The following is a 24,664-nucleotide window of genomic DNA, read 5'->3' on the forward strand; positions in this document are numbered from 1 at the left end:
GCCTATGGCCAGCCGGACTGCCGCGCAATACGCCGATCAGGTGAATGCCCAAGGCGTCAGTCGAATTCCCAGGCGCGTTCGCCATGGCTGGTGATGTCGAGCCCTTCGCGTTCTTCGTCATCGCTGACGCGCATCGGGATGATCATCGAGACCATCAAGGCGCAGACCACGGTGGCAAATGCGCTCCACAGCGCGACGACGCCGACGCCAGCGATCTGGGCGACAGACTGGCGCACAAGGTCCATGCCCTCGGCATAGCCGGTGCCGCCAAAGGTGGGCGAGATGAACACGGCGAGCAACAGTGATCCGATCATGCCGCCAACGCCGTGCACGGCGAAGACGTCAAGCGAATCGTCGACATGCAATTTCTGTTTCACCAACTGGATCATCGGGTAGCAGACCACGGCAGCAATCGCGCCGAGCAGCATGGCGGCGCCCGGTGCGATGAAGCCGGCGGCAGGCGTGACCGTGGCGAGGCCCGCAATCGCGCCCGTGGCAAAGCCGACCGAGGTGGGCTTGCCGACCGAGAACTTTTCGATGACCAGCCAGACCAGCGCGGCAACGCAGGCCGCTACGTGGGTGTTGATGATGGCTGAAGCCGCATCGTCATTGGCGGCAAGAGCCGACCCGCCGTTGAAGCCGAACCAGCCGACCCAGAGCAGCGCGGCACCGGCCATGGTCAGCGCGGGGCTGTGCGGGAGCATCAGCGTCTTGGGGAAGCCGGTGCGCTTGCCCAGCAGCATCGCCACGACCAGTGCGGAAATGCCAGCGGTGGTGTGGACGACGATGCCGCCTGCGAAATCCAGCGTGCCGAACTTCGACGATAACCAGCCGCCGCCCCAGATCCAGTGCGCGACCGGTGCATAGACGATCAGGCCCCACAGCGCGCTGAACGCCACGACCCAGCCGAAACGCGCGCGATCGACCCATGCGCCGACCATCAGCGCGGGCGTGATCAGCGCAAAACACATCTGGAAGAGTGCAAACGCACTTTCGGGGATGGCGGTATTGGCGCGGACATTGCCGAGGTCGAGCAGCATCCAGGCGTTGCCGCTGCCGAGCCAGCCGCCGCTGACGTCACCGAAGGCGAGCGTATAGCCGACCATGATCCACAGCACCGATGCGACGGCGGCGATGGCGCCAACCTGCACCAGCACGGCCAGGAAGCCCTTGGCCCGCACAAGACCGCCGTAGAACAGCGTCAGGCCCGGCATTGCCATGAGCAGCACGAATGCCGAGGAGACGAGAATCCAGGCGGTATCGCCGGAGTCCGCCACGTCCTCGACGCTGACGATATCGGCCTGGGCGTGCGCCAGGATCGGCGACAGCGCCGCTGCGGCGGCCAGTGCCGTCGCCAGAATTTTACGCATAGACATCTCCCCCTCGCGCCGACAGGGCCGACGCCAGATCCTCTCCGGGACAGGCTCTAGTGCAATATTGCAGCAGCGCACAAGCGGGCATGCGAACGATTGTTGTGCCAAAATGTGGTTCAGGCAGCGACGGTCAGACCAGACCTTCCAGAACCTGATCGGGCGGGCGGTGGCCGTCGGCCCAGAAACGGACGTTGGCCATGACCTTTTCGCCCGAGGCAATGCGCCCTTCGAATGTGGCGCTCCCCATGTGGGGCAGAATGGCGACATTGTGGTGCGCGAGCAGGCGGGCATCGACCTGGGGCTCATGCTCGAACACGTCGAGACCAGCCCCGCCGATGCGTCCTTCGACCAGCGCGGCGATCAGCGCTTCCTCCTCGACCAGTTGCCCGCGCGCGGTGTTCACCAGATAGGCTTCGGGCTTCATCAGGGCGATGCGCCGGGCGTCGATCAGATGATGCGTTTCTGCGGTTGCCGGGCAGTGCAGGGTGAGGATGTCGGCTTCAGCGACGAGTTTGTCGAGGTTCGGTTCAAACTTCGCACCGAACATCGTTTCTTGTGCTTCGGGCAATCGGTGGCGGCTGTGATAGGCCACGCTGAGGCCGAACGCGCGGGCGCGCCACGCCACGGCCTGTCCGATCCGGCCCATCCCGACGATGCCGAGCGTCTTTCCGGCGAGGCGGTGGCCGAGCATGGTCGAGGGTGCCCAGCCTTCCCACTTGCCAGCGCGCAGCACGCGCCCGCCATGGTTGAGCCGCCGCGCGACCGAGATGATCAGCGCGATGGTCATGTCGGCAGTATCGTCGGTGAACACGCCGGGGGTGTTGGTGACGATGATCTTGCGCGCACGGGCTGCGGCAAGGTCAATATGTTCGGTGCCGGCGCCGAAATTTGCAATGAGGCCGAGCTGCGAGCCGGCTTCGGCGAGCATCGCAGCGTCGATCCGGTCGGTCACTGTTGGGACCAGCACATCCGCCGCCTGCATGGCCGCAACAAGCGCGTCGCGCGTCATCGGCTTGTCGTCGGCACTAAGTGTAACGTCGAACAATTCGCTCATCCTGGCCTCGGTCTCGGGCAGGAGACGGCGCGTGACGATCACGCGGGGTTTGCCCTCTACGCGGCGCGTCGGGCGATATTCGGCGGAACTTGGCATCGTGGGACAAGGCTAGGCGCTGGCAGGGCAGGCGGTCAAGCGCGAGGGTGGCCTGCAGTGGTGGACAGCATGCGTCAAAGAGTTGCTCTCGGGCTGCAATTTTGCGACGGCATGGAACATGAAAAACATTCGTGCGCATCGATACACAGCGGCCTTTGCGGCGTGCGCGGCGTTGCTGCTCGGGCTTGCCGGGCCAGTTTCGGCTCAGGCCGATGACAATGAAGGGCCATATTGGGTCTCGACCAGCAAGGACAAGGCCAACATGCGGGTAGGGCCAGGCCGCGATTATCGCATAAGCTGGACCTACACGCGCAAAGGCGTGCCGCTCAAAGCGCTGCGCGTGATGGGCGGCTGGCGTCTGGTCGAGGACAAGGACGGATCGCGCGGCTGGATTCTGGCGCAGTTCCTGACACGCGAACGCGCCGGGATCGTCGATGGCAGCATCACCGGCATCCGCGCCAACAAGGATGGCAGCGGGCGCATTCTGTGGCGCGTCGCGCCGGGCGTGATCGGCAAGCTGGGTGAATGCGCAGCGGGATGGTGCGGCTTCGACATCGATGGCCGCAAGGGCTTTATCCGCGCGGACAGCGTGTGGGGCGCGCAGAAACCCTGAACGGGATGGCGTCCCCGGCCTTGCGGCCGGGGAAAGTGCCGGATTCAGACGAGTTCGATGGCGAGCGCGGTGGCTTCGCCGCCGCCGATGCACAGGCTGGCAACGCCCTTTTTCAGACCGTGCTTCTTCAGTGCAGCGATCAGCGTGGTGACGATGCGCGTGCCCGATGCACCGATCGGGTGGCCAAGTGCGGTGGCGCCGCCGTTTACGTTGATCTTTTCGTGGGGGATACCGAGATCGTGCATCGCAAACATGGCGACGCAGGCGAAGGCTTCGTTGACTTCGAACAGATCGACATCGGCGATTGACCAGCCGGCCTTGTCCAGCACCTTCTGCATCGCACCGACTGGCGCGGTGGTGAAGTCCTTGGGTTCCTGCGCATGGGCGGCCAGAGCCACGATGCGTGCAACCGGCGAAAGGCCGGCAGCCTTGGCCACGCTTTCGCGCGTCAAGGTGACTGCAGCGGCACCGTCAGAGATTGACGACGAGGTTGCCGCCGTGATCGTGCCGTCCTTGGCGAAGGCGGGCTTGAGGCCGGGGATCTTGTCCGGGCGGCCCTTGCCGGGTGCTTCGTCGGTATCGACCACGATTTCGCCTGAGCGGCTTTTGACCGTGACGGGTGCGATCTCGTCCTTGAACGTACCGTCCGCAACTGCTGCCTGCGCGCGGCGCAGCGATTCGATGGTGTAGGTGTCCTGCTGCTCGCGGGTGAGCTGATAGGCGTTGGCGGTGTCCTGCGCGAACGTGCCCATGGCGCGGCCCGCTTCATAGGCGTCTTCGAGCCCGTCGAGGAACATGTGGTCATAGGCGGTATCATGGCCGATGCGCGCGCCCGAGCGGTGCTTCTTGAGCAGGTAAGGGGCGTTGGTCATGCTTTCCATGCCACCCGCAACGATCATGTCGACGCTGCCCGAGGCGAGCGCTTCGGCGCCCATGATGATCGTTTGCATGCCCGAGCCGCAGACCTTGTTGACCGTCGTCGCCTGAACCGACTTGGGCAGGCCGGCCTTGATCGCGGCCTGGCGGGCAGGGGCCTGGCCGAGCCCGGCGGGAAGGACACAGCCCATGTAGATGCGCTCGATGCTGTCAGGCGCGATTCCGGCGCGTTCGACGGCGGCCTTGACGGCGGTTGCGCCAAGATCGGTGGCTGCGACATCCGCAAGCGAGCCCTGCATCGCGCCCATCGGGGTGCGGGCATAGGAGAGAATGACGACCGGATCGGCGGAAGAGAACTGTGCCATGGCTTGATTGCCCCTGATGGATTAAGCGCTGCGTGAGTGCCGCGGGCACCCGCAGACCTATCCATTATTAGTGTTGCAGCGCAGCGAAAGCAAATGGGGCAAAGGTAGCAGCGATGGGAGCAAACGTATTTCCGGGCATGTCGCTGGTCGTGCTGCTTGCCGGTGCCGCTGTGCTTGGTGCGGTGATCGGCAGTTTTCTTGGCGCGGCGCTCGAACGCCTGCCGGATGGGCGCTCGGTGGTGACCGGGCGATCGGCCTGCGATGGCTGCGGCAAGGCACTGACGGTGGTGGAACTGGTGCCGGTGCTGTCTTGGCTGATCCAGCGCGGCAAATGCCGGACTTGCGGGAGTGCGATTGGCCGCTGGCAACTGGCCTGCGAAATGGGCGGTGCAATTGTCGGCGTGGTCAGCGTGGTGCTCGCCCGCGAAGGACTGGCGTTGGCCGCGATGGTGCTGGGATGGCAGTTGCTGCTGCTCGGCCTGCTCGACTTGCGCCATCTATGGCTGCCGCGCGTGGTGGTAGGCTGGCTTGCCGTGAGCGGGCTTGTGGTTGTCGCGGCGCGCTGCTGGGGCGAGGGGAGTGCCGATCCGTTGTTCGTTTCGCTGAGCGGAGGGGCGATCGGTTACATCATGCTGTGGGGCATTGCGCGGTTCTATCTCAAGGTGCGCGGGCGCGAGGGCATGGGGGCGGGCGATCCGCCGTTCATGGCCGCAATCGGCCTGTGGGTGGGACCGCTCGGCGTGGTCGAAGTCATGCTCGGAGCGAGCATTGTCGGGATTGCGGCGGCTATTGTCATGCTTGTAAGCAAGCGTAAGGTTGCAGCCGACACGGCTCTGCCTCTGGGAACATGCCTTGCCGCTACGGCATGGCCGATCTTCCTGCTGCAAGGACTGGGATAAGCGATTCGGGGAGCAGGACTGCGATGCACGAAACCACGCGCGAAGCCATGACGGCACTGCTTGATCGCCAGAAGGCCGCGTTCATGGCAGCCCGTCCGGAACCGCTTGCTACCCGGCATGACCGGCTCGAGCGTCTTGCCAAGCTGCTGCTGGCGCACGGTGAGGATTTTGCGCGGGCGATGAGTGCCGACTTTGGCCACCGCAGCCATGAACAGTCGATGCTGACCGACGTCATGCCCGCGCTCAGCATGGTGCGCTATTCGCAGAAGCGGATGAAAGGCTGGGCGAAGCCTGAGAAGCGGCATGTCAATTTCCCGCTCGGCCTGCTGGGGGCCAAGGCGGAGGTGCGATACGAGCCCAAGGGCGTGATCGGCATCGTTGCGCCATGGAACTTCCCGGTAGGGCTGACGCTGGCCCCGCTCGCACAGGCCTTTGCGGCGGGCAACCGCGCGATGCTCAAGCCGAGCGAGTTTACCGAGCGGACCTCGCAACTGATGGCCGACTTGTTCCCGCGCCTCTTTGCCGAGGACGAGGTTTCCGTCGTGCTGGGCGGGCCGCAGACCGGGCAGGACTTCTGCGGGATGGCGTTCGATCACCTGCTGTTCACCGGCGCGACGTCCATTGGCAAGCATGTGCTGCATGCGGCGGCAGACAACCTCGTTCCCGTCACGCTGGAACTTGGCGGCAAATCGCCGACGATTCTGGGCAAGGGCGTTGATGTGGCCAAGGCGGCGGACCGCATCGCGCTGGGCAAGATGATGAACGCCGGACAGATCTGCCTCGCACCTGATTACATGCTGGTCCCCGAGGACATGGAAATGCAGGCGATTGGCGCGCTGCAGGCCAGCGTCGCAACGATGTATCCCAAGCTTCTGGCGAATGACGACTACACCTCTGTCATCAACCGCCGGCACCGCGACCGGCTGGCGGGACTGGTCGACGATGCCGTCGCACGGGGGGCAGAAGCGATTGTCGTCAATCCGGGCGGGGAGAACTTTGCAGGATCGAATGGCAACAAGCTGCCGCTGACGATCTTGCGCAATGTGCGCGATGACATGAAGGTCATGCAGGACGAGATCTTCGGGCCGATCCTGCCGGTGAAGACCTATCGCGGAATCGACGAGGCGATCGGCTATATCAATGCGCACGATCGCCCGCTGGGGCTCTATTACTTCGGCAACGACAGTGCCGAGCGCGAAGCCGTGCTGAGCCGCACGATTTCGGGCGGGGTGACGATCAACGATGTAATTTTTCATGTCTCGGCGGACGATCTGCCGTTCGGCGGGATCGGACCTTCGGGCATGGGCAGCTACCACGGGATCGAGGGCTTCCGCAGCTTCAGCCATGCGCGCGCGGTCTATACGCAGCCGAAAATCAACGTCGGCAAGCTGGCCGGGCTGATGCCGCCCTATGGCGCGGCGACGGTGCGGACGCTGAAGATGCAGCTGAAGTAAGTGTTGCATACGAATCCGTCGGACGCCGACGAAAGCCGATATGGCCAAAGGGGCGCTAAAAGGGTGACGGAATCCGCGCATTGAGGGGTGCACACCACTTGCGCAGAGGCGGCGGCGGGACTAGGGCGCTGCGAAACCTGCAGCTACGCGAGTCAGCCCCTTGGTCGATCTGTCTCAATACCTGCCGATCCTGATCTTCCTCGGGATCGCGCTCGCGCTTTCGGCGGCATTCGTGTTTCTGCCGATGGGCGTCGCCCGGCTGACCGGCACGCATAACCCGAACGCGGAAAAGAACAGCGAGTACGAATGCGGTTTCCCCGCGTTCGAGGACCCGCGCAGCCAGTTTGACGTGCGGTTCTATCTCGTCGCCATCCTGTTCATCATCTTCGATCTTGAAGCGGCGTTCCTGTTTCCATGGGCGGTCAGCCTGAAGGAAACCGGCTGGGCCGGATGGATCACGATGATGGTGTTCCTGGGCGAACTGGTGATCGGCTTTATCTATGCCTGGAAGAAGGGCGCGTTGGACTGGGAATGAGCAACATGGCCACCACTTCTTCATCGCTCATAACGGCAAATCAGGGTGCGGTAGCCGCGCCCGACCAGTCGTTTTTCGACAGCCTCAACGCCGAGGTCAACGACAAGGGCTTCCTCGTCACATCGACCGAGGAGCTGTTTCAGTGGGCGCGCACCGGCTCGCTGTGGTGGATGACCTTCGGGCTCGCCTGCTGCGCGGTCGAGATGATCCACGTGAACATGCCGCGTTATGACATGGAGCGCTTCGGCGTCGCCCCTCGCGCATCCCCGCGCCAGTCGGACGTGATGATCGTGGCCGGCACGCTGTGCAACAAGATGGCCCCTGCGCTGCGCAAGGTTTACGACCAGATGTCGGACCCCAAGTACGTGATCTCGATGGGATCGTGCGCCAACGGCGGCGGCTATTATCACTACAGCTACAGCGTCGTTCGCGGCTGTGACCGGATCGTGCCCGTTGATATCTATGTCCCCGGGTGCCCGCCGACCGCCGAAGCGCTCCTCTACGGCGTGATGCAATTGCAGCGGAAGATCCGCCGCGCCGGCACGCTTGAGCGTTGAGGAGGGCAGGGCAATGACCGTTCTCCATCCCGCACCGCGCTGGACCTCGAACGACGGCGTGCATGACACGCTCGTTGCCGCGCTGGGCGACATGGTCGTGTCCTCGAAGGAGGAACACGGCGAGATCGTGATCGAAGTGGCGCGCGAGCGTGCCGAAGATGCGCTGCGTTTGCTGCGCGATGGCCACGAATACCAGCAGTTGATGGACATCGCGGGCGTCGACTACCCGCAGCGGGCCAACCGCTTCGAGGTGTGTTATTGCCTGCTGTCGCTGACGAAAAACCACCGCATCGTGGTCAAGGTTTCGACGGACGAGGCGACGCCAGTTCCGACCGTTACCACGCTCTGGCCCAACGCCGGTTGGTACGAGCGCGAAGTCTATGACATGTTCGGCGTGCTGTTTGCGGGCAATCCCGATTTGCGCCGCATCCTCACCGACTATGGCTTCCAGGGGCATCCGTTCCGCAAGGACTTCCCGCTGACCGGCTATGTCGAACTGCGCTATTCCGAGGAAGACAAGCGCGTGGTCTATGAGCCGGTGCAGCTTGCACAGGATCTGCGCCAGTTCGATTTCATGAGCCCGTGGGAGGGTGCGGACTACGTGCTGCCGGGCGATGAAAAGGCGGTCGTTCCGCCTCCTGCGCCTGCACCAGTCGCAACAGCTCCCGATACCAAGGGTACGCCTTCGGTGGACAAACCCAAGACGACCGACAAGCCCGCCGATACCGGCGCTGGCGAGAAAGCAAATGCCGAGGCCGCCAAGGCAACGCCGCCTGCAGATTCGGCCAAGGATGCGCCCGCCGCGCCTGAGCCGACCGAAGATCGCCCGGATCGCAAACCGCGCGATGCAAAGACCAATGGAGACGGCGCATGAGCCTCTCGCTTGAACAATCGCCGACCACCGGTGACGAGGTCATCACCAACTACACGATCAACTTCGGCCCGCAGCACCCGGCGGCGCACGGCGTGCTGCGCATGGTGATGGAGCTGGACGGCGAGATCATCGAGCGCGTCGATCCGCACGTTGGCCTGCTGCATCGCGGCACTGAAAAGCTGATCGAGCACAAGACCTACCTGCAGGCGCTGCCCTACTTTGACCGGCTGGACTATTGCTCGCCGCTCGCGATGGAGCACTCCTATGTGCTGGCGATCGAGAAGCTGCTGAACATCGAGGTTCCGCTTCGCGCCCAGTACCTGCGCGTGCTGTTCGCCGAACTGACCCGCATCTGCAACCACATGCTCAACCTTGGTTCACATGTGATGGATGTCGGCGCGATGACGCCGAACCTGTGGATGTTCGAGATCCGCGAGGACTGCCTCAACTTCTTCGAACGCGCATCGGGCGCGCGCATGCATGCGGCATGGTTCCGCCCCGGCGGCGTGCATCAGGACGTGCCGCTCAAGCTGCTGGCTGACATTGCCGACTGGATCGACACGCGGCTGCACCCGCTGTTCAACGACGCGATGAGCCTTGTCGTCGACAACCGCATCTTCAAGCAGCGCAATGTCGATATCGGTATCGTGTCGAAGGAAGACGCCGTGCGCTGGGGCTTTTCCGGCCCGATGATCCGGGGTTCGGGCATCGCGTGGGATCTGCGCAAGAGCCAGCCCTACGACGTCTACGACCGCATGGACTTCGACATTCCGGTCGGCACGAGCGGCGATTGCTACGATCGCTTCATGGTCCGCGTGGAAGAAGTGCGCCAGTCGGCGCGCATCATCCAGCAGTGCATCGCGCAGATGCCCGAAGGCCCGATCGCCAGCACTGACCGCAAGGTCGTGCCGCCCAAGCGCGCCGAGATGAAGCAGTCGATGGAAGCGCTGATCCATCACTTCAAGCTCTACACGGAAGGCTTCCACGTTCCGGCAGGCGAAGTCTATGTGGCGACCGAAAGCCCCAAGGGCGAATTCGGTGTCTATCTGATCTCGGACGGCAGCAACAAGCCGTACCGCTGCAAGATCCGCCCGACCGCGTTCTCGCACCTTCAGGCGATGGACTTCATGAGCGTCGGCCACATGCTGCCCGACGTCACCGCGATCATCGGCGCCATCGACGTGGTGTTCGGGGAGTGTGACCGGTGAGGTGGCTTCTCGCGTCATGGAGCAGGATCGCCAGTGTGTCGCTGGCGGTCCTTGTTATCCCAGCACTTGCAGTCGGCGGCTACGTCGTATCGCGGATGGGCCTGCCAACCCCGAGAGGGCCAATTGATTTCAATGATGTGTTGGTCGTAACGATACTAATGTTGACCGTAACGTGGGTACCAGCCGTTGGTGTAGCAGTGATTGGCGGGCTGCTTAAGGTAGTGAGAGCAAAGCGGTCGAAGGTGGTGCCAAATGTCTAGCAACCTCGAAACCGCCAAGGCGATGATCGCTGCCTATAATGCGCAGGACGTGGAAAGTTACGTCTCGTACATGACCGACGACGCCTGCGAGGCGAACTATCGTGGGGATGTGGTGCGCGAGGGCAAGGAGGGCACGCGCTCCGGGCTTGCTGCCGCGTTCGCGCGCTGGCCGCAGAACCATGCCGAGATCGTCGAGGGGCAGGCCATCGGCAATTATGTTTTGATGCGCGAACATGTGACGCGCGGCGAGGCGACCGATGGTTCGGCGCTGGTCGAACCGTTCGAGGTGGTCGCAGTCTATTCTTTCGAGGGCGACAAGTGCTCTCGGGTGGAGTTTATTCGCTAATGGCTGATCGTCACATTGAACCTGACAGCCCCGCCTTGCGCGCGCGCTGGGGCGGTTTTGAATGGGCTGCGGGCAATGCCGAGCAGGCCAAGGTCATCGTCGGGCGCTACCCCGAGGGGCGTCAGCGGTCGGCGGTGATGCCGCTGCTCGATCTGGCGCAGCGCCAGGTCGGGGCCGAGCTTAACACGCAAGGCTGGCTGCCGATTCCGGTGATGGAATACGTGGCCAGGTATCTCGACATGCCGGTGATCCGCGTGGTCGAGGTGGCGACGTTCTACACCATGTACAACATCGCGCCGATCGGGCGTTTCCACGTGCAGGTCTGCGGCACCACGCCGTGCATGCTGCGCGGGTCGGACGAGATCATGGCGGCGTGCAAGTCCAAGGGCCTGAGCAAGGGTCACACCACGGCGGACGGCATGTTCTCGCTGACCGAGGTCGAATGCATGGGCAACTGCGCCTCGGCACCGATGGTCCAGATCAACGACGACAATTACGAAGACCTCACCGCCGCCGACATGGACCGCATCCTTGACGAACTGGCCGCAGGCAAGCAGCCCAAGACGGGTACGCAGCTTGCCGGCCGTCATACGGTGGAACCGGCGGGGGCCTTGAGCAATCTGACCGCGATGGTTGACGCCAACCATGACTATCGAGGGGAGTGGTAAGATGAACCGCTTTCCCACCCCCGTTCGTGCTGAGCTTGTCGAAGCACACACGCAACGGCAGGCCTTGGCGCGCGTCCTTCGACAAGCTCAGGACGAACGGACTTTTGCATTTAGAGGTGCCCTGTGAGCCTCCAAGATAAAGACCGCATCTTCACCAACGTCTACGGCTTCCAGCCCTGGAACCTGAAGGCCGCGCAAGCGCGCGGCGATTGGGACAACACCAAGGCCCTGATGGAGCGCGGGCAGGACGCGATCATCGAAGAGATGAAGGCTTCAGGCCTGCGCGGGCGTGGCGGGGCGGGCTTCCCCACCGGCATGAAGTGGTCGTTCATGCCCAAGCAAAGCAAGGACGGTCGTCCCAGCTTCCTCGTGATCAACGCCGACGAATCCGAGCCGGGTTCGTGCAAGGACCGCGAAATCATCCGCCACGATCCGCACAAGCTGATCGAAGGCGCGTTGGTGGCAGGCTATGCGATGCGCGCGCGCGCCGCCTACATCTACATTCGCGGCGAATATATCCGCGAGGCCGAGACGCTTTTTGCCGCCGTGCAGGAGGCTTATGACGCCGGCCTTGTGGGCAAGAACGCCTGCGGTTCGGGCTATGATTTCGACGTCTTTGTCCATCGCGGCGCGGGCGCTTACATCTGCGGCGAAGAGACCGCGATGATCGAAAGCCTCGAAGGCAAGAAGGGCCAGCCCCGCCTCAAGCCGCCATTCCCGGCAGGCGCAGGCCTCTATGGCTGCCCGACCACTGTGAACAACGTGGAATCCATCGCGGTTGCGCCGACGATCCTGCGGCGCGGCGCGTCGTGGTTCTCCTCGTTCGGGCGCGACAACAACAAGGGCACCAAGCTCTTCCAGATCTCGGGCCACGTGAACCGCCCGTGCGTGGTCGAAGAAGAGATGAGCATCCCGTTCAGCGAGCTGATCGAGAAGCACTGCGGCGGCATTCGCGGCGGGCGTGACAACCTGCTGGCGGTCATCCCCGGTGGCTCGTCGGTTCCGCTGGTGCCCGCGTCCGAAATCTGGGACGCGCCGATGGACTTCGACGGCCTTCGCGCCGTTGGGTCGGGCCTCGGCACTGCCGCTGTGATCGTCATGGACAAGTCGACCGACATCGTCCGCGCGATTGCCCGCCTGTCGTACTTCTACAAGCACGAAAGCTGCGGCCAGTGCACGCCGTGCCGCGAAGGCACCGGCTGGATGTGGCGCGTGATGGAACGCCTGCGCACCGGCGATGCCGACGTGAGCGAAATCGACATGCTGTTCAACGTGACCAAGCAGGTCGAAGGCCACACGATCTGCGCACTGGGCGACGCCGCCGCATGGCCGATCCAGGGCCTGATCAAGCACTTCCGCCCGGAGATCGAACGCCGGATTGCCGAGAACGTGCGGCCAGAATTGTCGGAGGCGGCGGAGTAATGGGCCTCGTCTATCAGCGGATCAGGATTGCCAATGCGGCAAGGCCGGAACTTGAAGAGGTGGACGCCAAGGCGCTCGTCGATTCAGGCGCCATCGATCTGTGCATCCCCAAGCACGTCGTCAATCAACTCAAGCTGCAAGTGCTTGAGCAGCGCGAAGTGACGACAGCGGACGGCAACAAGCAGGTTGTCGATTATGTCGGGCCGATCCTTGTCGAAGTATTTGGTCGCAGGGCTTACACGGGCGCGATGGTGATGGGTGACACGGTGCTCCTCGGCGCTATCCCCATGGAATCGATGGACCTTCTGATTGACCCGCGCAGGCAGGTTTTGATCCCCAATCCTGAAAACCCGAACATTCCCGGTGCGATGGCGATGGGTGTGCGTCATGCGCGAAAGGCAGAAGACTAATGCCTAAAGTCAAAGTCGACGGCGTTGAGCTCGAAGTCCCCGCAGGCGCTACCGTCCTGCAGGCGTGCGAGCTGGCCGGTAAGGAAATTCCACGCTTTTGCTATCATGAGCGGCTGAGCATTGCGGGCAATTGCCGGATGTGTCTGGTCGAGGTGAAGCCGGGGCCGCCCAAGCCTCAGGCAAGCTGTGCGCTTCCGGCCACCGAGGGCCAGGAAATCCGCACGGATTCCGAGATGGTCAAGAAGGCGCGCGAGGGGGTGATGGAGTTTCTCCTGATCAACCACCCGCTCGATTGCCCGATCTGCGATCAGGGTGGCGAGTGCGACCTGCAGGACCAGTCGGTCGCCTACGGCCGCGGTGCCTCGCGCTATCACGAGCACAAGCGTGCGGTGACCGAGAAGTACATGGGCCCGCTGATCAAGACGACGATGACGCGGTGCATCCACTGCACCCGCTGCGTCCGGTTCAGCGAGGAAGTGGCGGGCGTTGACGAAATCGGCGCGCTCTATCGCGGCGAAACGATGCAGATTTCCACGTATCTGGAAAAGGCTGCGGCGCACGAATTGTCGGCCAATGTGATCGACTTGTGCCCGGTCGGCGCGCTCACCAGCGCGCCTTATGCCTTCGAAGCGCGTCCGTGGGAACTGAAGAAGACGCTGTCGATCGACGTTTCTGACGCGATTGGCTCGAACATCCGGCTCGACAGCCGTGGCCGCGAAGTGCTGCGCGCGTTGCCGCGCGTGAACGACGACGTGAACGAGGAATGGCTGTCTGACCGCGCGCGTTACATGGTCGACGGGTTGACGCGCCGCCGCCTCGACAAGCCGTGGCTGCGCCGTGATGGCAAGCTGGTTGCGGCCACCTGGGCTGAAGCATTCGAGGCTGTGGCCAAAATCAATCCGGGTTCTTCGGTGGCGGTCGTCGCGGGCGATCTGGTCGATTGCGAAACGATGTTTGCGGCCAAGAAGCTGGCGGGGGCCTTGGGCTCGACGCTGCTCGAAGGCCGCCAGACCGGCATGTCGTATGACGCTTCCAACCTTGCGGCGGTGAACTTCAATTCGACGCTGGCTGGGATCGAGGACGCGGACGCAATCCTGATCCTCGGCTCGATGGTGCGCGATGAAGCCCCGCTGCTCAACACCCGCCTGCGCAAGGCGGTGAAAAAGGGCGCGAAGGTATTCATCGTCGGGCCGCAGTGGGAACCGACTTACGCCGCGACCTTCATCGGTGACGATGCTGGTGTGATGTCGAACTTGCCCGACGCGGTGACCGAGGTGTTCGGCAAGGCCGAACGTCCGGCGATCATCGTCGGCGGGGCAGGGCTTGCCAAGGGCGGCGTGGAAGCTGGTCTGGCATTCGCCGAGCAGTTCAATCTGGTGCGTGAGGGCTGGAACGGCTTCAATGTGATCCACATGGCCGCAAGCCGCATGGGCGGGCTGATGCTCGGCTATGCGCAGAAGGGCGGCATTGCCGATCTGGTCGCCGCCGCGCCCAAGATGGTGATCTCATTGGGCGCGGACGAGGTGGACTTCACCAAGTTTGCAGGCTCGATGATCGTCCACATCGGCCATCATGGTGACAAGGCGGCGCATGCTGCCGATGTCATCCTGCCTGCCGCTGCATTCAGCGAGAAGGACGGCACTTACGTCAACACCGAAGGCCGCGTGCAGTATGCCGAGAAGGCCGTGTTCGCACCGGGCGATGCCCGCGAGGACTGGACGATCCTGCGTGCGATGGCTGATGCGCTTGGCGTGTCGGTTGGCTTCGACAGCTTCGAACAGCTTCGCGCCGCAATGGTTGCCGAAGTTCTGGCATTGGGCGTGGAAGGTCTGGCCGATTACGGCGCGCTGCCTGCCGCTCCATCTGGCGCAAAGGCCGAAGGCGTGATCGCGGGCTATCCGATCAAGGATCGCTACCTCACCAATGCCATTGCCCGGTCCAGCCCGACGTTGCAGCGCTGCTCGGCGGAACTGATCCACGGTGAAACCTTTGCGGAGGCCGCGGAATGACCGAGTTCTTCATGGGTCTTGGCCTGTCGTATGACTGGGCCTGGGGCATCTCCACGATTGCGGGCATCCTGCTGATCGCGCTGCCGCTGATGCTCGGCGTGGCGATGATCATTTATGCCGACCGCAAGATCTGGGCAGCGATGGCGCTGCGCCGTGGTCCGAACGTGGTCGGGCCTCTGGGGCTGCTGCAGTCGTTCGCGGACGGGTTGAAGGTGTTCCTGCAGGAAACCATCATCCCGACGGCGGCGAACAAGGGCCTGTTCGTGATCGCGCCGATCATCACGTTTACGGTCGCGCTGCTGGCATGGGCGGTAATCCCGTTCAATTCGGGCGCGGTGCTGGCGGATATCAATGTCGGCCTGCTCTATGTCCTCGCGATCTCGTCGCTCGGCGTTTACGGCGTGGTCATCGCGGGTTGGGCGTCGAACTCGAAGTACCCGTTCTTCTCGGCGATGCGCGCTTCGGCACAGATGATTTCGTATGAAGTCTCGATCGGGTTCATCCTGATCTGCGTGGTGCTGTGGTCGGGGTCGTTCAACCTGAACGACATCGTCAAGGCGCAGCAATCGCACGTCTGGATCATCAACGGCTTCGTTGCGAACCCGCTGCTGTTCCCGATGTGGGTGATGTTCCTGATCTCGGGGATGGCCGAAACCGCGCGTGCGCCGTTCGACCTTACAGAGGCGGAATCGGAACTCGTCGCCGGGTATCAGACCGAATACTCGTCGATGGCCTTCGCACTCTACTGGCTCGGCGAATATGCCAACGTGCTGCTGATGTGCGCGCTGAACGCCGTGCTGTTCTGGGGCGGATACCTGCCGCCGCTCGATTGGGCGCCGCTCTACCTGATCCCGGGCTTCGTCTGGCTGCTGCTCAAGATCCTGTTCTTCTTCTTCATCTTCAGCTGGGTGAAGGCGACCGTACCGCGCTATCGCTATGACCAGCTGATGCGCCTGGGCTGGAAGATCTTCCTGCCAGTGTCGCTGGGCTTTGTGGTGCTGGTGAGCGGTTGGCTGATGCTGACGAGGTATGGGGCGGCAGGATGAGAGTTGGAAACGCCGCTATATCCGTTCTAACCGCTGGAACGTTCGTGTCCTGTGTCCCCACGGAGATGGCCGGTCGTGACGGTAAGGTAACGCTCGATTGCTTTCTCGAAACCGTCGTGCACCTTAACTGCGGAGGTGGTTTGAATTTCGGGGGGCCGCCGCAGGATTGTTCCACGTTCAAGGCAGATAGCGTGTTGCGCAAACGTGCTGAGACGCTGACCGTGTCTAGCCGAAACTTTTCTTTCGAAGGACGTCGTCTGAAGGTCCAGGAGCCGTCCAACTTTCGCATCAAGGATGGAAAGATTTCGTACCTTTCGCAAAAATTGGAATACCCTGACGCGGCAGGACATTCCTTTGATCGTGGCACTTGTTCGATAGCCTCTGGGCTCAAGTATATTCGACGTCGGAAGGCTTTCGTCCAATGAACGCTGCCCAAATCATCAAGAGCTTCACGCTGTGGGAGTTCCTCAAGGCGCATTGGCTGACCTTGAAGTATCTCTTCAAGCCCAAGGCGACAATCAACTACCCGTTCGAGAAGAACCCGCTTTCGCCGCGCTTCCGTGGCGAGCATGTGCTGCGGCGTTATCCCAACGGCGAGGAACGCTGCATCGCGTGCAAGCTGTGCGAGGCGGTGTGTCCGGCGCAGGCGATCACCATCGAGTCCGAGCCGCGTGACGACGGCAGCCGCCGGACGACGCGCTATGACATCGACATGACCAAGTGCATCTTCTGCGGCTTTTGCCAGGAAGCCTGCCCGGTCGATGCGATCGTCGAGGGACCGAACTTCGAATACGCGACCGAAACGCGCGAGGAGCTGCTTTACGACAAGGCAAAGCTGCTCGCGAACGGGGACAAGTGGGAGCGGGCCGTTGCCGCGAACCTTGAAGCCGATGCGCCGTATCGCTAGGGGGCCGATCAACGTGACCAACAGGCACCAAGACCCGTTCGTGTCGAGCGCAGTCGAGACACTTGCGCGCGGCCTCTCGACTTCGCTCGAGGCGAACGGAGGTAGGGAATCATGATCCAGGTATTTGCCTTCTATCTGTTCGCCACGCTCTGCATCCTCAGTGGTGCGGTGACGATCCTTGCGCGCAATCCGGTGCATTCGGTGCTGTGGCTGATCCTCGCGTTCTTCAACGCTGCCGGCCTGATGGTGCTGGTGGGCGCGGAGTTCATCGCGATGCTGCTGGTCATCGTCTATGTCGGCGCGGTTGCGGTGCTGTTCCTGTTCGTGGTGATGATGCTCGACATCGATTTTGCCGAACTGCGCGCGGGGTTCATCAAGAACTTCCCGCTCGGCATTGCGCTGGCGGTGGTGCTGTTCGTCGAACTGTTCATCGGCCTTGTCGTGCATGGCGCGGGCGGGGTGGAACTGGGCGTTGCCAGCGGGACGGCCACGCAAGCTGCCGACATGTCGAACATTCAGGCCATTGGTGCGCTGCTCTACACGCGCTACCTGTTCCTGTTCGAAGCGGCGGGCATCATCCTGCTGGTCGCCATGATCGGCGCGATCGTGCTGACCCACCGTGAGCGCAGCGGCACGCGCGGGCAGAACGTTGCGAAGCAGAACGCGCGCCGTCCGCAGGACGCGACGATCAACATGCAGCCGGAAACGGGCAAAGGGGTTGTGCTGTGATTGGCGGGATTTTCCCAGTCCCGTTCGTGTCGAGCGCAGTCGAGACACTGTGCGCGCGGCTTCTCGACTTCGCTCGAAGCGAACGGATCTCGGTTATTCAGGGGGGCGGACGATGATCGGCATCGAACATTATCTCGTCGTCAGCTCGATCCTGTTCGTGCTGGGCGTGCTCGGTATCTTCCTCAACCGGAAGAACGTGATCATCATCCTGATGGCGATCGAACTGATCCTGCTCTCGGTGAACCTCAACCTCGTCGCGTTCAGCGCGTTCCTGCACGACCTTGTCGGACAGGTTTTCGCGATGTTCGTTCTGACGGTGGCTGCGGGCGAAGCGGCGATTGGCCTCGCCATTCTGGTCATCTATTTCCGTGGTCGCGGCACGATTGCTGTTGACGATGTCAACCGGATGAAAGGCTGAGTTGGGCGCGATGTCTTCCATCCTGATCATTGTTTTCCTGCCGCTGCTGGCAGCGATCGTCGCAGGGCTTGGCAACAAGCAACTGGGCATGGTGCCCGCAAAGGTCATTACGACCGGCGCGCTTTTCATCTCGTGCGCGCTGTCGTGGCCGATCTTTCTGTCGTTCATCGGCGGCACGGCTGAAGCGAGCGTCACGCCGGTCTTGAGCTGGGTGAAGTCGGGCGCGCTCGATTTCGCATGGGCTTTGCGCGTGGATACGCTGACGGCGGTCATGCTGGTGGTGATCACCAGCGTCTCGGCGCTCGTGCACCTCTATTCGTGGGGCTACATGAGCGAGGAGCTGGACCAGCCGCGTTTCTTCGCGTACCTGTCGCTGTTTACTTTCGCCATGCTGATGCTGGTGACCGCCGATAACCTGGTGCAGATGTTCTTCGGTTGGGAAGGCGTGGGTCTTGCCTCGTACCTGCTGATCGGGTTCTGGTTCCGGAAGCCCTCGGCCAATGCCGCCGCGATGAAGGCCTTCGTGGTCAACCGCGTGGGCGACCTCGGCTTCATGATGGGCATTTTCGGCACGTTCCTCGTGTTCGGCACCGTGTCGATCCCGGCGATCCTTGAAGCCGCACCCGGCATGGCCGGCTCGACCATCGGGTTCCTCGGCGGCCGCTTCGATACGATGACCGTGTTGTGCATCCTGCTGTTCATCGGCGCGATGGGCAAATCGGCGCAACTCGGGCTGCACACATGGTTGCCGGATGCGATGGAAGGCCCGACCCCGGTGTCGGCGCTGATCCACGCGGCCACCATGGTAACCGCAGGCGTTTTCATGGTCTGCCGTTTGTCGCCCATGTTCGAAGTCAGCCCGACGGCGCTTGGCCTGGTGACTTTCATCGGCGCAATGACCTGTATCTTCGCGGCTACCGTGGGCACGACCCAGACCGACATCAAGCGCGTGATCGCCTATTCGACGTGTTCGCAGCTGGGCTACATGTTCTTCGCGGCGGGCGTCGGCGCTTATGGCGCCTCGATGTTCCACCTGTTCACGCACGCCTTCTTCAAGGCGCTGCTGTTCCTTGGCGCAGGCAGCGTGATCCACGCGATGCACCACGAGCAGGACATGCGGTACTATGGCGGCCTGCGTAAGCAGATCCCGCTGACGTATTGGGCGATGATGGCGGGCACGCTGGCGATTACCGGCGTGGGCATTGTCGACGTGTTCGGCTTTGCCGGGTTCTATTCGAAGGATGCGATCCTTGAGGCGGCCTATGCCAAGGGCACCGAACTGGGGCATTTCGCCTTCTTCCTCGGTATCTTCGCGGCACTGCTGACGAGCTTCTATTCGTGGCGACTGATCTTCCTGACATTCTTCGGGAAGCCGCGCTGGGAGCAGTCCGAGCATATCCAGCACGCGGTGCATGCCGCCCATGGGCATGACGATCATGCTCACGGACATGACGATCACGCGGATCACGACGAACATGGCGACGGAACGGCGGGCTATCACCCGCACGAAAGCCCGCTGAACATGCTGGTCCCACTCGGCATTCTGTCGCTCGGTGCGGTATTCGCAGGCTTCGTGTTCCACCATGCCTTCATCAGCGAAGGCTCGGGCGAGTTCTGGAAGGGCTCGCTGGTCTTTGCTGAGCATACGCTCCACGCGATGCACGCCGTGCCGCTGTGGGTTAAGTGGGCGCCGTTCGCGGTCATGGCCACTGGTCTGCTGATCGCCTGGTATGCCTATATCAAGAACACGAAGTTCCCGGCGGCGTTCGTCGACCAGTTCGGGTTCCTCTACAAGTTCCTGCTCAACAAGTGGTACTTCGACGAGCTGTATCATTATGTCTTCGTGGTGCCCGCGATGTGGCTTGGCCGGGTGTTCTGGAAGGTCGGCGATCAAGGGATCATCGACCGGTTCGGTCCCAACGGTGCGGCATGGGTCGTTGCCCAGGGTAGCCGCGCCGCCGCCAAACTCCAGTCGGGGTATCTCTATAGCTATGCGCTGGTCATGCTCGTCGGACTTGTCGGCGCGATCAGCTGGGTGATCGCACAATGATGGGCTTCCCTATCCTTTCGCTGATGCTGCTGGTGCCGCTGGTGGCTGCGCTAGCCTGCCTCGTCGTCCCGCGCGAGCAGGCGCGCAATGTCGCTATCATTGCGACGCTGATCGACTTCGCGCTGGGCATGATCCTCTGGGCGAACTACGATGTAGGCGGCGCGCAGTGGCAGTTCACTGAAAGCGCTGCGTTGTTCGCAGGCTTCTCGTGGAAGCTCGGGATTGACGGCATTGCACTGATGCTGATCGCACTCACAGTGTTCCTGATGCCGGTTTGCATCGGGGCCAGCTGGGAGTCGATCGACAAGCGCCAGGGCGAATATTACGCAGCGTTCCTGATCATGGAAACGCTGATGATCGGCGTGTTTGCGGCGCAGGATCTGTTCCTGTTCTACATCATGTTCGAAGCTGGCCTGATCCCGATGTACCTGATCATCGGCGTGTGGGGCGGGGCGGACCGGATCTACGCCAGCTACAAGTTCTTCCTCTACACGCTGCTCGGCTCGGTCCTTATGCTGATCGCGATGTTCTGGATGGTCAATGAAGCCGGCACGACGGACATCCCGACGCTGATGGCCTACAACTTCCCTGTCCATGCACAGACCTGGCTGTGGCTCGCATTCTTCGCCAGCTTCGCGGTAAAGATGCCGATGTGGCCGGTGCATACCTGGCTTCCCGACGCGCACGTTCAGGCGCCGACCGGCGGCTCGGTGATCCTGGCTGGTGTGCTGCTGAAGATGGGCGGCTACGGCTTCATCCGCTTCTCGCTGCCGATGTTCCCCGAAGCCTCGGCGCAATTCGCGCCGCTGATCTTCGGCCTGTCGATGGCAGCTGTTGTGATCACCTCGCTGATCGCGTTGGTGCAGTCAGACATGAAGAAGCTGATCGCTTATTCGTCGGTCGCGCATATGGCGATTGTCACGGTCGGCCTGTTCGCGTTCAATGTGCAGGGGCTCGAAGGCTCGATGATCGTCATGCTCAGCCACGGTCTGGTGGCGGGCGCGCTTTTCCTCTGCGTGGGCGTGATCTACGACCGGCTGCACACACGCGAGATTGACCGTTACGGCGGTCTTTCGATCAACATGCCGCGTTACGCGATCTTCTTCCTGCTGTTCACGATGGCCTCGATCGGGCTTCCGGGCACGAGCGGTTTCGTCGGCGAGTTCCTCTCGCTGATTGGCATCTACCAGATGTCGAGCTGGGTGGCGCTGGTCTGCACGACCGGGATCATTCTGGGCGCGGCCTACATGCTCTACCTCTACCGCCGCGTGGCCTATGGCGTGCAAAAGAACGCCGATGCCGCCGCGATGCTCGACCTCGACAAGCGCGAGTGGGCAATGATGGTGCCTCTGGCTGCCGTCGTGCTGTGGATGGGCGTCTATCCCGAAAGTTTCCTCGCGCCGATGCGCAAGGACATTGCCACACTTGATGCCCGACTTGCCCAAGCCAAGCCCAAGGGTGACGCTGACGTGAAGGCCGGTGGCGCCAAGCCCGCCGCTGAAGAACATACTGCCCATGGGGGGGCGCACTGATGGATTTCGCCCGTTCGCTCTGGCTTGTCGCCCCCGAGACGCTGCTTTCGGTTGTCGGACTTGTGCTTTTGCTGGTTGCTGCATGGAGCGGTGACAAGGCTTCGCGTGCCATCTCGGTTGCCGCTGTAGCTGCACTGACAGCCTGTGCTTTCCTCGTTGCGCCCGCCTTGTGGGGCGGGGCGATGGGGCCGGACACGGTGGCATTCGGCGGGCAGTACCGCGCCGATGCTTTCGCATCGTTTGCCAAGCTGCTGATCTATGTGGGTGCCGGTGTGACCCTGATGGTTGCGCCGTCGTTCTTCGACAAGTTCAAGGCGATGCGCGCGGAGTTCCCGCTGCTCGTCATGTTCGCCGCCCTCGGCATGGGCATGATGGTTTCGGCCGCTGACTTGCTGACGCTGTACATCGGCCTCGAGCTCAACAGCCTCGCGGCTTATGTCATGGCCGCTTTCCTGCGCGTTGACGACCGTTCGGCGGAATCGGGCCTCAAATACTTCGTGCTGGGTTCGCTCGCTTCGGGCATCCTGCTGTTCGGCATGAGCTTGCTCTACGGCTTCACCGGCACTACTGCGTTTGCCGGCATCCATGCTGCGCTTTCCGGCGAGATGGCGACGGGCGCGCTGTTCGGCCTGATCTTCGTGCTGGCAGGCCTCGCCTTCAAGATCAGCGCTGCGCCGTTCCATATGTGGACGCCGGACGTTTATGAAGGCGCACCGACGCCGGTGACGACCTTCTTCGCCACCGCGCCCAAGGTTGCTGCGCTGTGCCTGCTTATGCGAGTCAGTCTCGAAGCCTTCGGCGCACAGGTTTTCGCCTGGCAGCAGATCGTGATCTTTGCCTCGCTGCTATCGATCGTGATCGGTGCATTGGGCGCGATTGGCCAGAACAACATCAAGCGCCTGATGGCCTATTCGTCGATCAACAACGTCGGCTTCATGCTGATCGGTCTTGCCACGGCGACCAAGGCCGGCGCTTCCGCAATGCTGGTCTACCTTGCAATCTATGTCGCGATGTCGGTTGCGGGCTTTGTCGCCGTGCTGCTTCTACGCGACGAGAATGGGGATCAGGTCGAAGCGATTTCGGACCTTGGCGGTCTGTCCAAGACCCGCCCGTGGATCGCGCTCTCGCTCGCTTCGGTGATGTTCAGCCTTGCCGGTATCCCGCCGCTGTTCGGGTTCTGGGGCAAATTCGTGGTGTTCCAGGCTGCGGTTCAGGCGGATCTGATCGTGCTTGCCGCCATCGGTATTGCGGCCTCGGTGATCGGCGCGTTCTACTACCTCAAGGTCGTCAAGGTGATGTATTTTGACGAGGCGACTGACAAGGTGAAGGGCGAGGGCGAGTTGTCGCACACCGTATTGCTGGCGCTGTCGGTGCTGGCAATCTCACCGCTTGGCTATCTCGGCACCAAGTGCCTGGGTTCGTTGGCTGACACTGCGGCCGCCGCGCTGTTCTTCGCGTACTGACTTGATCGAAACCGTCGCCGAAATCCCCTCGACCAACGGTGCGCTGCTGGCGCGCGTTGGGGCGGGGGAGGGCGTGTTCGAGAACCATTGGCTGATCACTGACCGGCAAAGCGCCGGTCGGGGCCGCGCCGGGCGGGTCTGGACCGATGGGTTCGGCAACTTCATGGGTTCGACCGTGGTGCACTTGCGCACTTCTGACCCCATGCCGCAGACTTTGGCGCTGGTAGCAGGCGTGGCCGTGCATCAGGCCCTGATGGACTCCGCGCCAGAGTTGACCCGGTTGGTCCTCAAGTGGCCGAACGATCTGCTTGTGGTCGACGCCAAACTTGCCGGCATCCTGCTTGAACGCCAGCGTGATACGGTAGTCGTCGGCATCGGCGTGAATCTTGCGCAGGCACCATCAGTGCCGGGCCGTGCTACGGCTTCGCTCTCAGCACTGGGGTTCGATGTTCAGCGTGACACGTTTGCGGAGCATCTGGCTGCTCGCTTTGCAGATGCGCTGACACGCTGGCATTTGGGGGAATGGCCCGTGCTGCGAGCGCAATGGCTTTCGCGGGCGTTGCCCCTCGGCACGCTTGTATCGGTCAAGGATCGGGACCATGGCGAGATCATCGGTGCGTTCGGCGGGATTGATAATGACGGCGTTGCCCTTCTGCGCTTGGCGGATGGGGCGGTCCATGCCATCCACGCGGGCGATATAGAAATGGTGGGTTCCCATGCTTCTGGCGGTTGACGTCGGCAATACCAACATCGTCTTCGCACTGTTCGAAGGGCGGTCGATCAAGGCGCGCTGGCGTGTGGCGACCGATGCCCGCCGCACGGCCGATGAATACGCCGTTTGGCTGCTCCAACTGATGCAGCTTGAGGGTGTGGATCGCAATGCGGTCACGCAGATTCTTGTCTCGACGGTCGTTCCGCGCGCGCTGCACAACCTGACCGTGCTTGCGCAAAAGTATTTCGGCCTCGATCCGCTGATCGCTGGTCAGCCGCCGGTGGAATGGGGTTTCGAGGCGGATGTGGACGAGCCGCGCTCGCTTGGCGCAGACCGGGCCGTGAACGCGATTGCGGCCCATGCGAAATACCCGGGCGACCTGATCGTGGTCGATTTCGGCACGGCTACCACATTCGATGTGGTAGACTTCAACGGTGCCTACAAGGGCGGGATCATTGCGCCCGGCATCAACCTTTCACTCGATGCGCTTGTCAACGCTGCGGCCAAGCTGCCGCGCATCGCCATCGAAGCGCCGACCCGCACCAAAAGCGTGATCGGCCGCAACACCGAGGATCAGATGCATATTGGCGTTTTCTGGGGTTATGTCGCGATGATGGAGGGCCTGATCGCCCGCATGCGCGCTGAAATCGGACGGCCTGCGAAGGTCGTGGCGACTGGCGGGCTGGCCATCCTGTTCGGTGACCACACCGACATTTTCGATCATGTCGATACCGACCTGACGCTTGATGGCCTCGCCATCCTTGCCGAGCGGGTGGCCGTCTCGTGAA

24 protein-coding genes are annotated in these 24,664 nt (G+C 62.6%); 21 read left to right on the plus strand and 3 right to left on the minus strand.

Annotated features, from left to right (window positions below; genetic code table 11):
• Positions 1–56 precede the first annotated feature (56 nt).
• Positions 57–1,370, minus strand: a complete 1,314-nt coding sequence (locus tag RM192_RS07170; protein ID WP_311506860.1) for an ammonium transporter — start codon at positions 1,368–1,370, stop codon at positions 57–59.
• Positions 1,371–1,503: 133 nt separating this feature from the next.
• Positions 1,504–2,523 carry a D-glycerate dehydrogenase gene (locus RM192_RS07175; protein ID WP_311506861.1) on the minus strand — a complete coding sequence of 340 codons (1,020 nt, stop codon included), beginning with the start codon at positions 2,521–2,523 and terminating at the stop codon, positions 1,504–1,506.
• 118 nt (positions 2,524–2,641) lie between these two features.
• On the opposite strand from RM192_RS07175, the gene RM192_RS07180 reads away from it, so the two are divergent.
• Entirely contained in the window at positions 2,642–3,136 is a 495-nt protein-coding gene (locus RM192_RS07180; RefSeq protein WP_311506862.1) for an SH3 domain-containing protein, read from the plus strand.
• Positions 3,137–3,180: 44 nt separating this feature from the next.
• Here the strand turns inward: RM192_RS07180 and RM192_RS07185 are convergent, their stop codons facing one another.
• Positions 3,181–4,377: an acetyl-CoA C-acyltransferase gene (locus RM192_RS07185; protein WP_311506863.1), complete on the minus strand. Its 1,197-nt coding sequence runs from the start codon at positions 4,375–4,377 to the stop codon at positions 3,181–3,183.
• A 113-nt stretch (positions 4,378–4,490) separates the two neighbouring features.
• On the opposite strand from RM192_RS07185, the gene RM192_RS07190 reads away from it, so the two are divergent.
• The 20 genes from RM192_RS07190 (at position 4,491) to RM192_RS07285 (ending at position 24,663) form a co-directional block, all read left to right on the plus strand.
• Positions 4,491–5,276: a prepilin peptidase gene (locus RM192_RS07190; RefSeq protein WP_311506864.1), complete on the plus strand. Its 786-nt coding sequence runs from the start codon at positions 4,491–4,493 to the stop codon at positions 5,274–5,276.
• Positions 5,277–5,299: 23 nt separating this feature from the next.
• On the plus strand, positions 5,300–6,730 hold the full coding sequence (locus tag RM192_RS07195; protein ID WP_311506865.1) for a coniferyl aldehyde dehydrogenase: 1,431 nt from the start codon (positions 5,300–5,302) through the stop codon (positions 6,728–6,730).
• A 160-nt stretch (positions 6,731–6,890) separates the two neighbouring features.
• Positions 6,891–7,265, plus strand: a complete 375-nt coding sequence (locus tag RM192_RS07200) for an NADH-quinone oxidoreductase subunit A (RefSeq protein WP_311506866.1) — start codon at positions 6,891–6,893, stop codon at positions 7,263–7,265.
• Complete coding sequence (locus tag RM192_RS07205; RefSeq protein WP_311506867.1) at positions 7,262–7,822, plus strand: NADH-quinone oxidoreductase subunit B family protein; 561 nt, start codon at positions 7,262–7,264, stop codon at positions 7,820–7,822. The genes RM192_RS07200 and RM192_RS07205 overlap by 4 nt, the downstream gene beginning before the upstream one ends.
• A gap of 13 nt (positions 7,823–7,835) precedes the next feature.
• Positions 7,836–8,696 (plus strand): NADH-quinone oxidoreductase subunit C, encoded by an 861-nt coding sequence (locus RM192_RS07210; RefSeq protein ID WP_311506868.1) that lies wholly within the window; start codon positions 7,836–7,838, stop codon positions 8,694–8,696.
• Positions 8,693–9,904, plus strand: coding sequence for an NADH-quinone oxidoreductase subunit D (locus RM192_RS07215; protein ID WP_311506869.1), 1,212 nt, complete (start codon positions 8,693–8,695; stop codon positions 9,902–9,904). The genes RM192_RS07210 and RM192_RS07215 overlap by 4 nt, the downstream gene beginning before the upstream one ends.
• A 252-nt stretch (positions 9,905–10,156) precedes the next feature.
• Entirely contained in the window at positions 10,157–10,510 is a 354-nt protein-coding gene (locus RM192_RS07220) for a nuclear transport factor 2 family protein (RefSeq protein ID WP_311506870.1), read from the plus strand.
• Positions 10,510–11,178 (plus strand): NAD(P)H-dependent oxidoreductase subunit E, encoded by a 669-nt coding sequence (locus tag RM192_RS07225; RefSeq protein WP_311506871.1) that lies wholly within the window; start codon positions 10,510–10,512, stop codon positions 11,176–11,178. The genes RM192_RS07220 and RM192_RS07225 overlap by 1 nt, the downstream gene beginning before the upstream one ends.
• A 123-nt stretch (positions 11,179–11,301) precedes the next feature.
• Entirely contained in the window at positions 11,302–12,600 is a 1,299-nt protein-coding gene (gene nuoF / locus RM192_RS07230) for an NADH-quinone oxidoreductase subunit NuoF (protein WP_311506872.1), read from the plus strand.
• Entirely contained in the window at positions 12,600–13,010 is a 411-nt protein-coding gene (locus tag RM192_RS07235; RefSeq protein WP_311506873.1) for a clan AA aspartic protease, read from the plus strand. The genes nuoF and RM192_RS07235 overlap by 1 nt, the downstream gene beginning before the upstream one ends.
• Positions 13,010–15,019 (plus strand): NADH-quinone oxidoreductase subunit NuoG, encoded by a 2,010-nt coding sequence (nuoG, locus tag RM192_RS07240; protein WP_311506874.1) that lies wholly within the window; start codon positions 13,010–13,012, stop codon positions 15,017–15,019. The genes RM192_RS07235 and nuoG overlap by 1 nt, the downstream gene beginning before the upstream one ends.
• On the plus strand, positions 15,016–16,065 hold the full coding sequence (gene nuoH, locus RM192_RS07245; RefSeq protein ID WP_311506875.1) for an NADH-quinone oxidoreductase subunit NuoH: 1,050 nt from the start codon (positions 15,016–15,018) through the stop codon (positions 16,063–16,065). The genes nuoG and nuoH overlap by 4 nt, the downstream gene beginning before the upstream one ends.
• A gap of 421 nt (positions 16,066–16,486) precedes the next feature.
• Complete coding sequence (gene nuoI, locus RM192_RS07250) at positions 16,487–16,972, plus strand: NADH-quinone oxidoreductase subunit NuoI (protein ID WP_311506876.1); 486 nt, start codon at positions 16,487–16,489, stop codon at positions 16,970–16,972.
• A 111-nt stretch (positions 16,973–17,083) separates the two neighbouring features.
• Positions 17,084–17,701 carry an NADH-quinone oxidoreductase subunit J gene (locus tag RM192_RS07255; RefSeq protein ID WP_311506877.1) on the plus strand — a complete coding sequence of 206 codons (618 nt, stop codon included), beginning with the start codon at positions 17,084–17,086 and terminating at the stop codon, positions 17,699–17,701.
• A 112-nt stretch (positions 17,702–17,813) separates the two neighbouring features.
• A complete protein-coding gene (gene nuoK, locus RM192_RS07260) occupies positions 17,814–18,119 on the plus strand; it encodes an NADH-quinone oxidoreductase subunit NuoK (protein ID WP_011445933.1) in 306 nt (101 codons plus the stop codon).
• A 10-nt stretch (positions 18,120–18,129) separates the two neighbouring features.
• On the plus strand, positions 18,130–20,169 hold the full coding sequence (gene nuoL, locus RM192_RS07265; protein ID WP_311506878.1) for an NADH-quinone oxidoreductase subunit L: 2,040 nt from the start codon (positions 18,130–18,132) through the stop codon (positions 20,167–20,169).
• Positions 20,166–21,701: an NADH-quinone oxidoreductase subunit M gene (locus tag RM192_RS07270; protein ID WP_311506879.1), complete on the plus strand. Its 1,536-nt coding sequence runs from the start codon at positions 20,166–20,168 to the stop codon at positions 21,699–21,701. The genes nuoL and RM192_RS07270 overlap by 4 nt, the downstream gene beginning before the upstream one ends.
• Complete coding sequence (nuoN, locus tag RM192_RS07275) at positions 21,701–23,164, plus strand: NADH-quinone oxidoreductase subunit NuoN (protein WP_311506880.1); 1,464 nt, start codon at positions 21,701–21,703, stop codon at positions 23,162–23,164. The genes RM192_RS07270 and nuoN overlap by 1 nt, the downstream gene beginning before the upstream one ends.
• A gap of 1 nt (position 23,165) precedes the next feature.
• Entirely contained in the window at positions 23,166–23,897 is a 732-nt protein-coding gene (locus RM192_RS07280; RefSeq protein WP_311506881.1) for a biotin--[acetyl-CoA-carboxylase] ligase, read from the plus strand.
• On the plus strand, positions 23,881–24,663 hold the full coding sequence (locus tag RM192_RS07285; protein WP_311506882.1) for a type III pantothenate kinase: 783 nt from the start codon (positions 23,881–23,883) through the stop codon (positions 24,661–24,663). Before RM192_RS07280 ends, RM192_RS07285 begins: the two co-directional genes overlap by 17 nt.
• The last annotated feature ends 1 nt before the right edge of the window (position 24,664 follow it).

The sequence above is a fragment of the Novosphingobium sp. MMS21-SN21R genome (assembly GCF_031846015.1).
In the GTDB taxonomy this organism is placed as follows: Bacteria; Pseudomonadota; Alphaproteobacteria; order Sphingomonadales; family Sphingomonadaceae; genus Novosphingobium.

Bases quoted from the DNA above. Each gene is read 5' to 3' on its own strand.
- RM192_RS07170 (WP_311506860.1), bottom strand. From the start codon at position 1,370: ATGCGTAAAATTCTGGCGACGGCACTGGCCGCCGCAGCGGCGCTGTCG.
- RM192_RS07175 (WP_311506861.1), bottom strand. From the start codon at position 2,523: ATGCCAAGTTCCGCCGAATATCGCCCGACGCGCCGCGTAGAGGGCAAA.
- RM192_RS07180 (WP_311506862.1), top strand. From the start codon at position 2,642: ATGAAAAACATTCGTGCGCATCGATACACAGCGGCCTTTGCGGCGTGC.
- RM192_RS07185 (WP_311506863.1), bottom strand. From the start codon at position 4,377: ATGGCACAGTTCTCTTCCGCCGATCCGGTCGTCATTCTCTCCTATGCC.
- RM192_RS07190 (WP_311506864.1), top strand. From the start codon at position 4,491: ATGGGAGCAAACGTATTTCCGGGCATGTCGCTGGTCGTGCTGCTTGCC.
- RM192_RS07195 (WP_311506865.1), top strand. From the start codon at position 5,300: ATGCACGAAACCACGCGCGAAGCCATGACGGCACTGCTTGATCGCCAG.
- RM192_RS07205 (WP_311506867.1), top strand. From the start codon at position 7,262: ATGAGCAACATGGCCACCACTTCTTCATCGCTCATAACGGCAAATCAG.
- RM192_RS07210 (WP_311506868.1), top strand. From the start codon at position 7,836: ATGACCGTTCTCCATCCCGCACCGCGCTGGACCTCGAACGACGGCGTG.
- RM192_RS07215 (WP_311506869.1), top strand. From the start codon at position 8,693: ATGAGCCTCTCGCTTGAACAATCGCCGACCACCGGTGACGAGGTCATC.
- RM192_RS07220 (WP_311506870.1), top strand. From the start codon at position 10,157: ATGTCTAGCAACCTCGAAACCGCCAAGGCGATGATCGCTGCCTATAAT.
- RM192_RS07225 (WP_311506871.1), top strand. From the start codon at position 10,510: ATGGCTGATCGTCACATTGAACCTGACAGCCCCGCCTTGCGCGCGCGC.
- RM192_RS07235 (WP_311506873.1), top strand. From the start codon at position 12,600: ATGGGCCTCGTCTATCAGCGGATCAGGATTGCCAATGCGGCAAGGCCG.
- nuoG (WP_311506874.1), top strand. From the start codon at position 13,010: ATGCCTAAAGTCAAAGTCGACGGCGTTGAGCTCGAAGTCCCCGCAGGC.
- nuoH (WP_311506875.1), top strand. From the start codon at position 15,016: ATGACCGAGTTCTTCATGGGTCTTGGCCTGTCGTATGACTGGGCCTGG.
- nuoI (WP_311506876.1), top strand. From the start codon at position 16,487: ATGAACGCTGCCCAAATCATCAAGAGCTTCACGCTGTGGGAGTTCCTC.
- RM192_RS07255 (WP_311506877.1), top strand. From the start codon at position 17,084: ATGATCCAGGTATTTGCCTTCTATCTGTTCGCCACGCTCTGCATCCTC.
- nuoK (WP_011445933.1), top strand. From the start codon at position 17,814: ATGATCGGCATCGAACATTATCTCGTCGTCAGCTCGATCCTGTTCGTG.
- nuoL (WP_311506878.1), top strand. From the start codon at position 18,130: ATGTCTTCCATCCTGATCATTGTTTTCCTGCCGCTGCTGGCAGCGATC.
- RM192_RS07270 (WP_311506879.1), top strand. From the start codon at position 20,166: ATGATGGGCTTCCCTATCCTTTCGCTGATGCTGCTGGTGCCGCTGGTG.
- nuoN (WP_311506880.1), top strand. From the start codon at position 21,701: ATGGATTTCGCCCGTTCGCTCTGGCTTGTCGCCCCCGAGACGCTGCTT.
- RM192_RS07285 (WP_311506882.1), top strand. From the start codon at position 23,881: ATGCTTCTGGCGGTTGACGTCGGCAATACCAACATCGTCTTCGCACTG.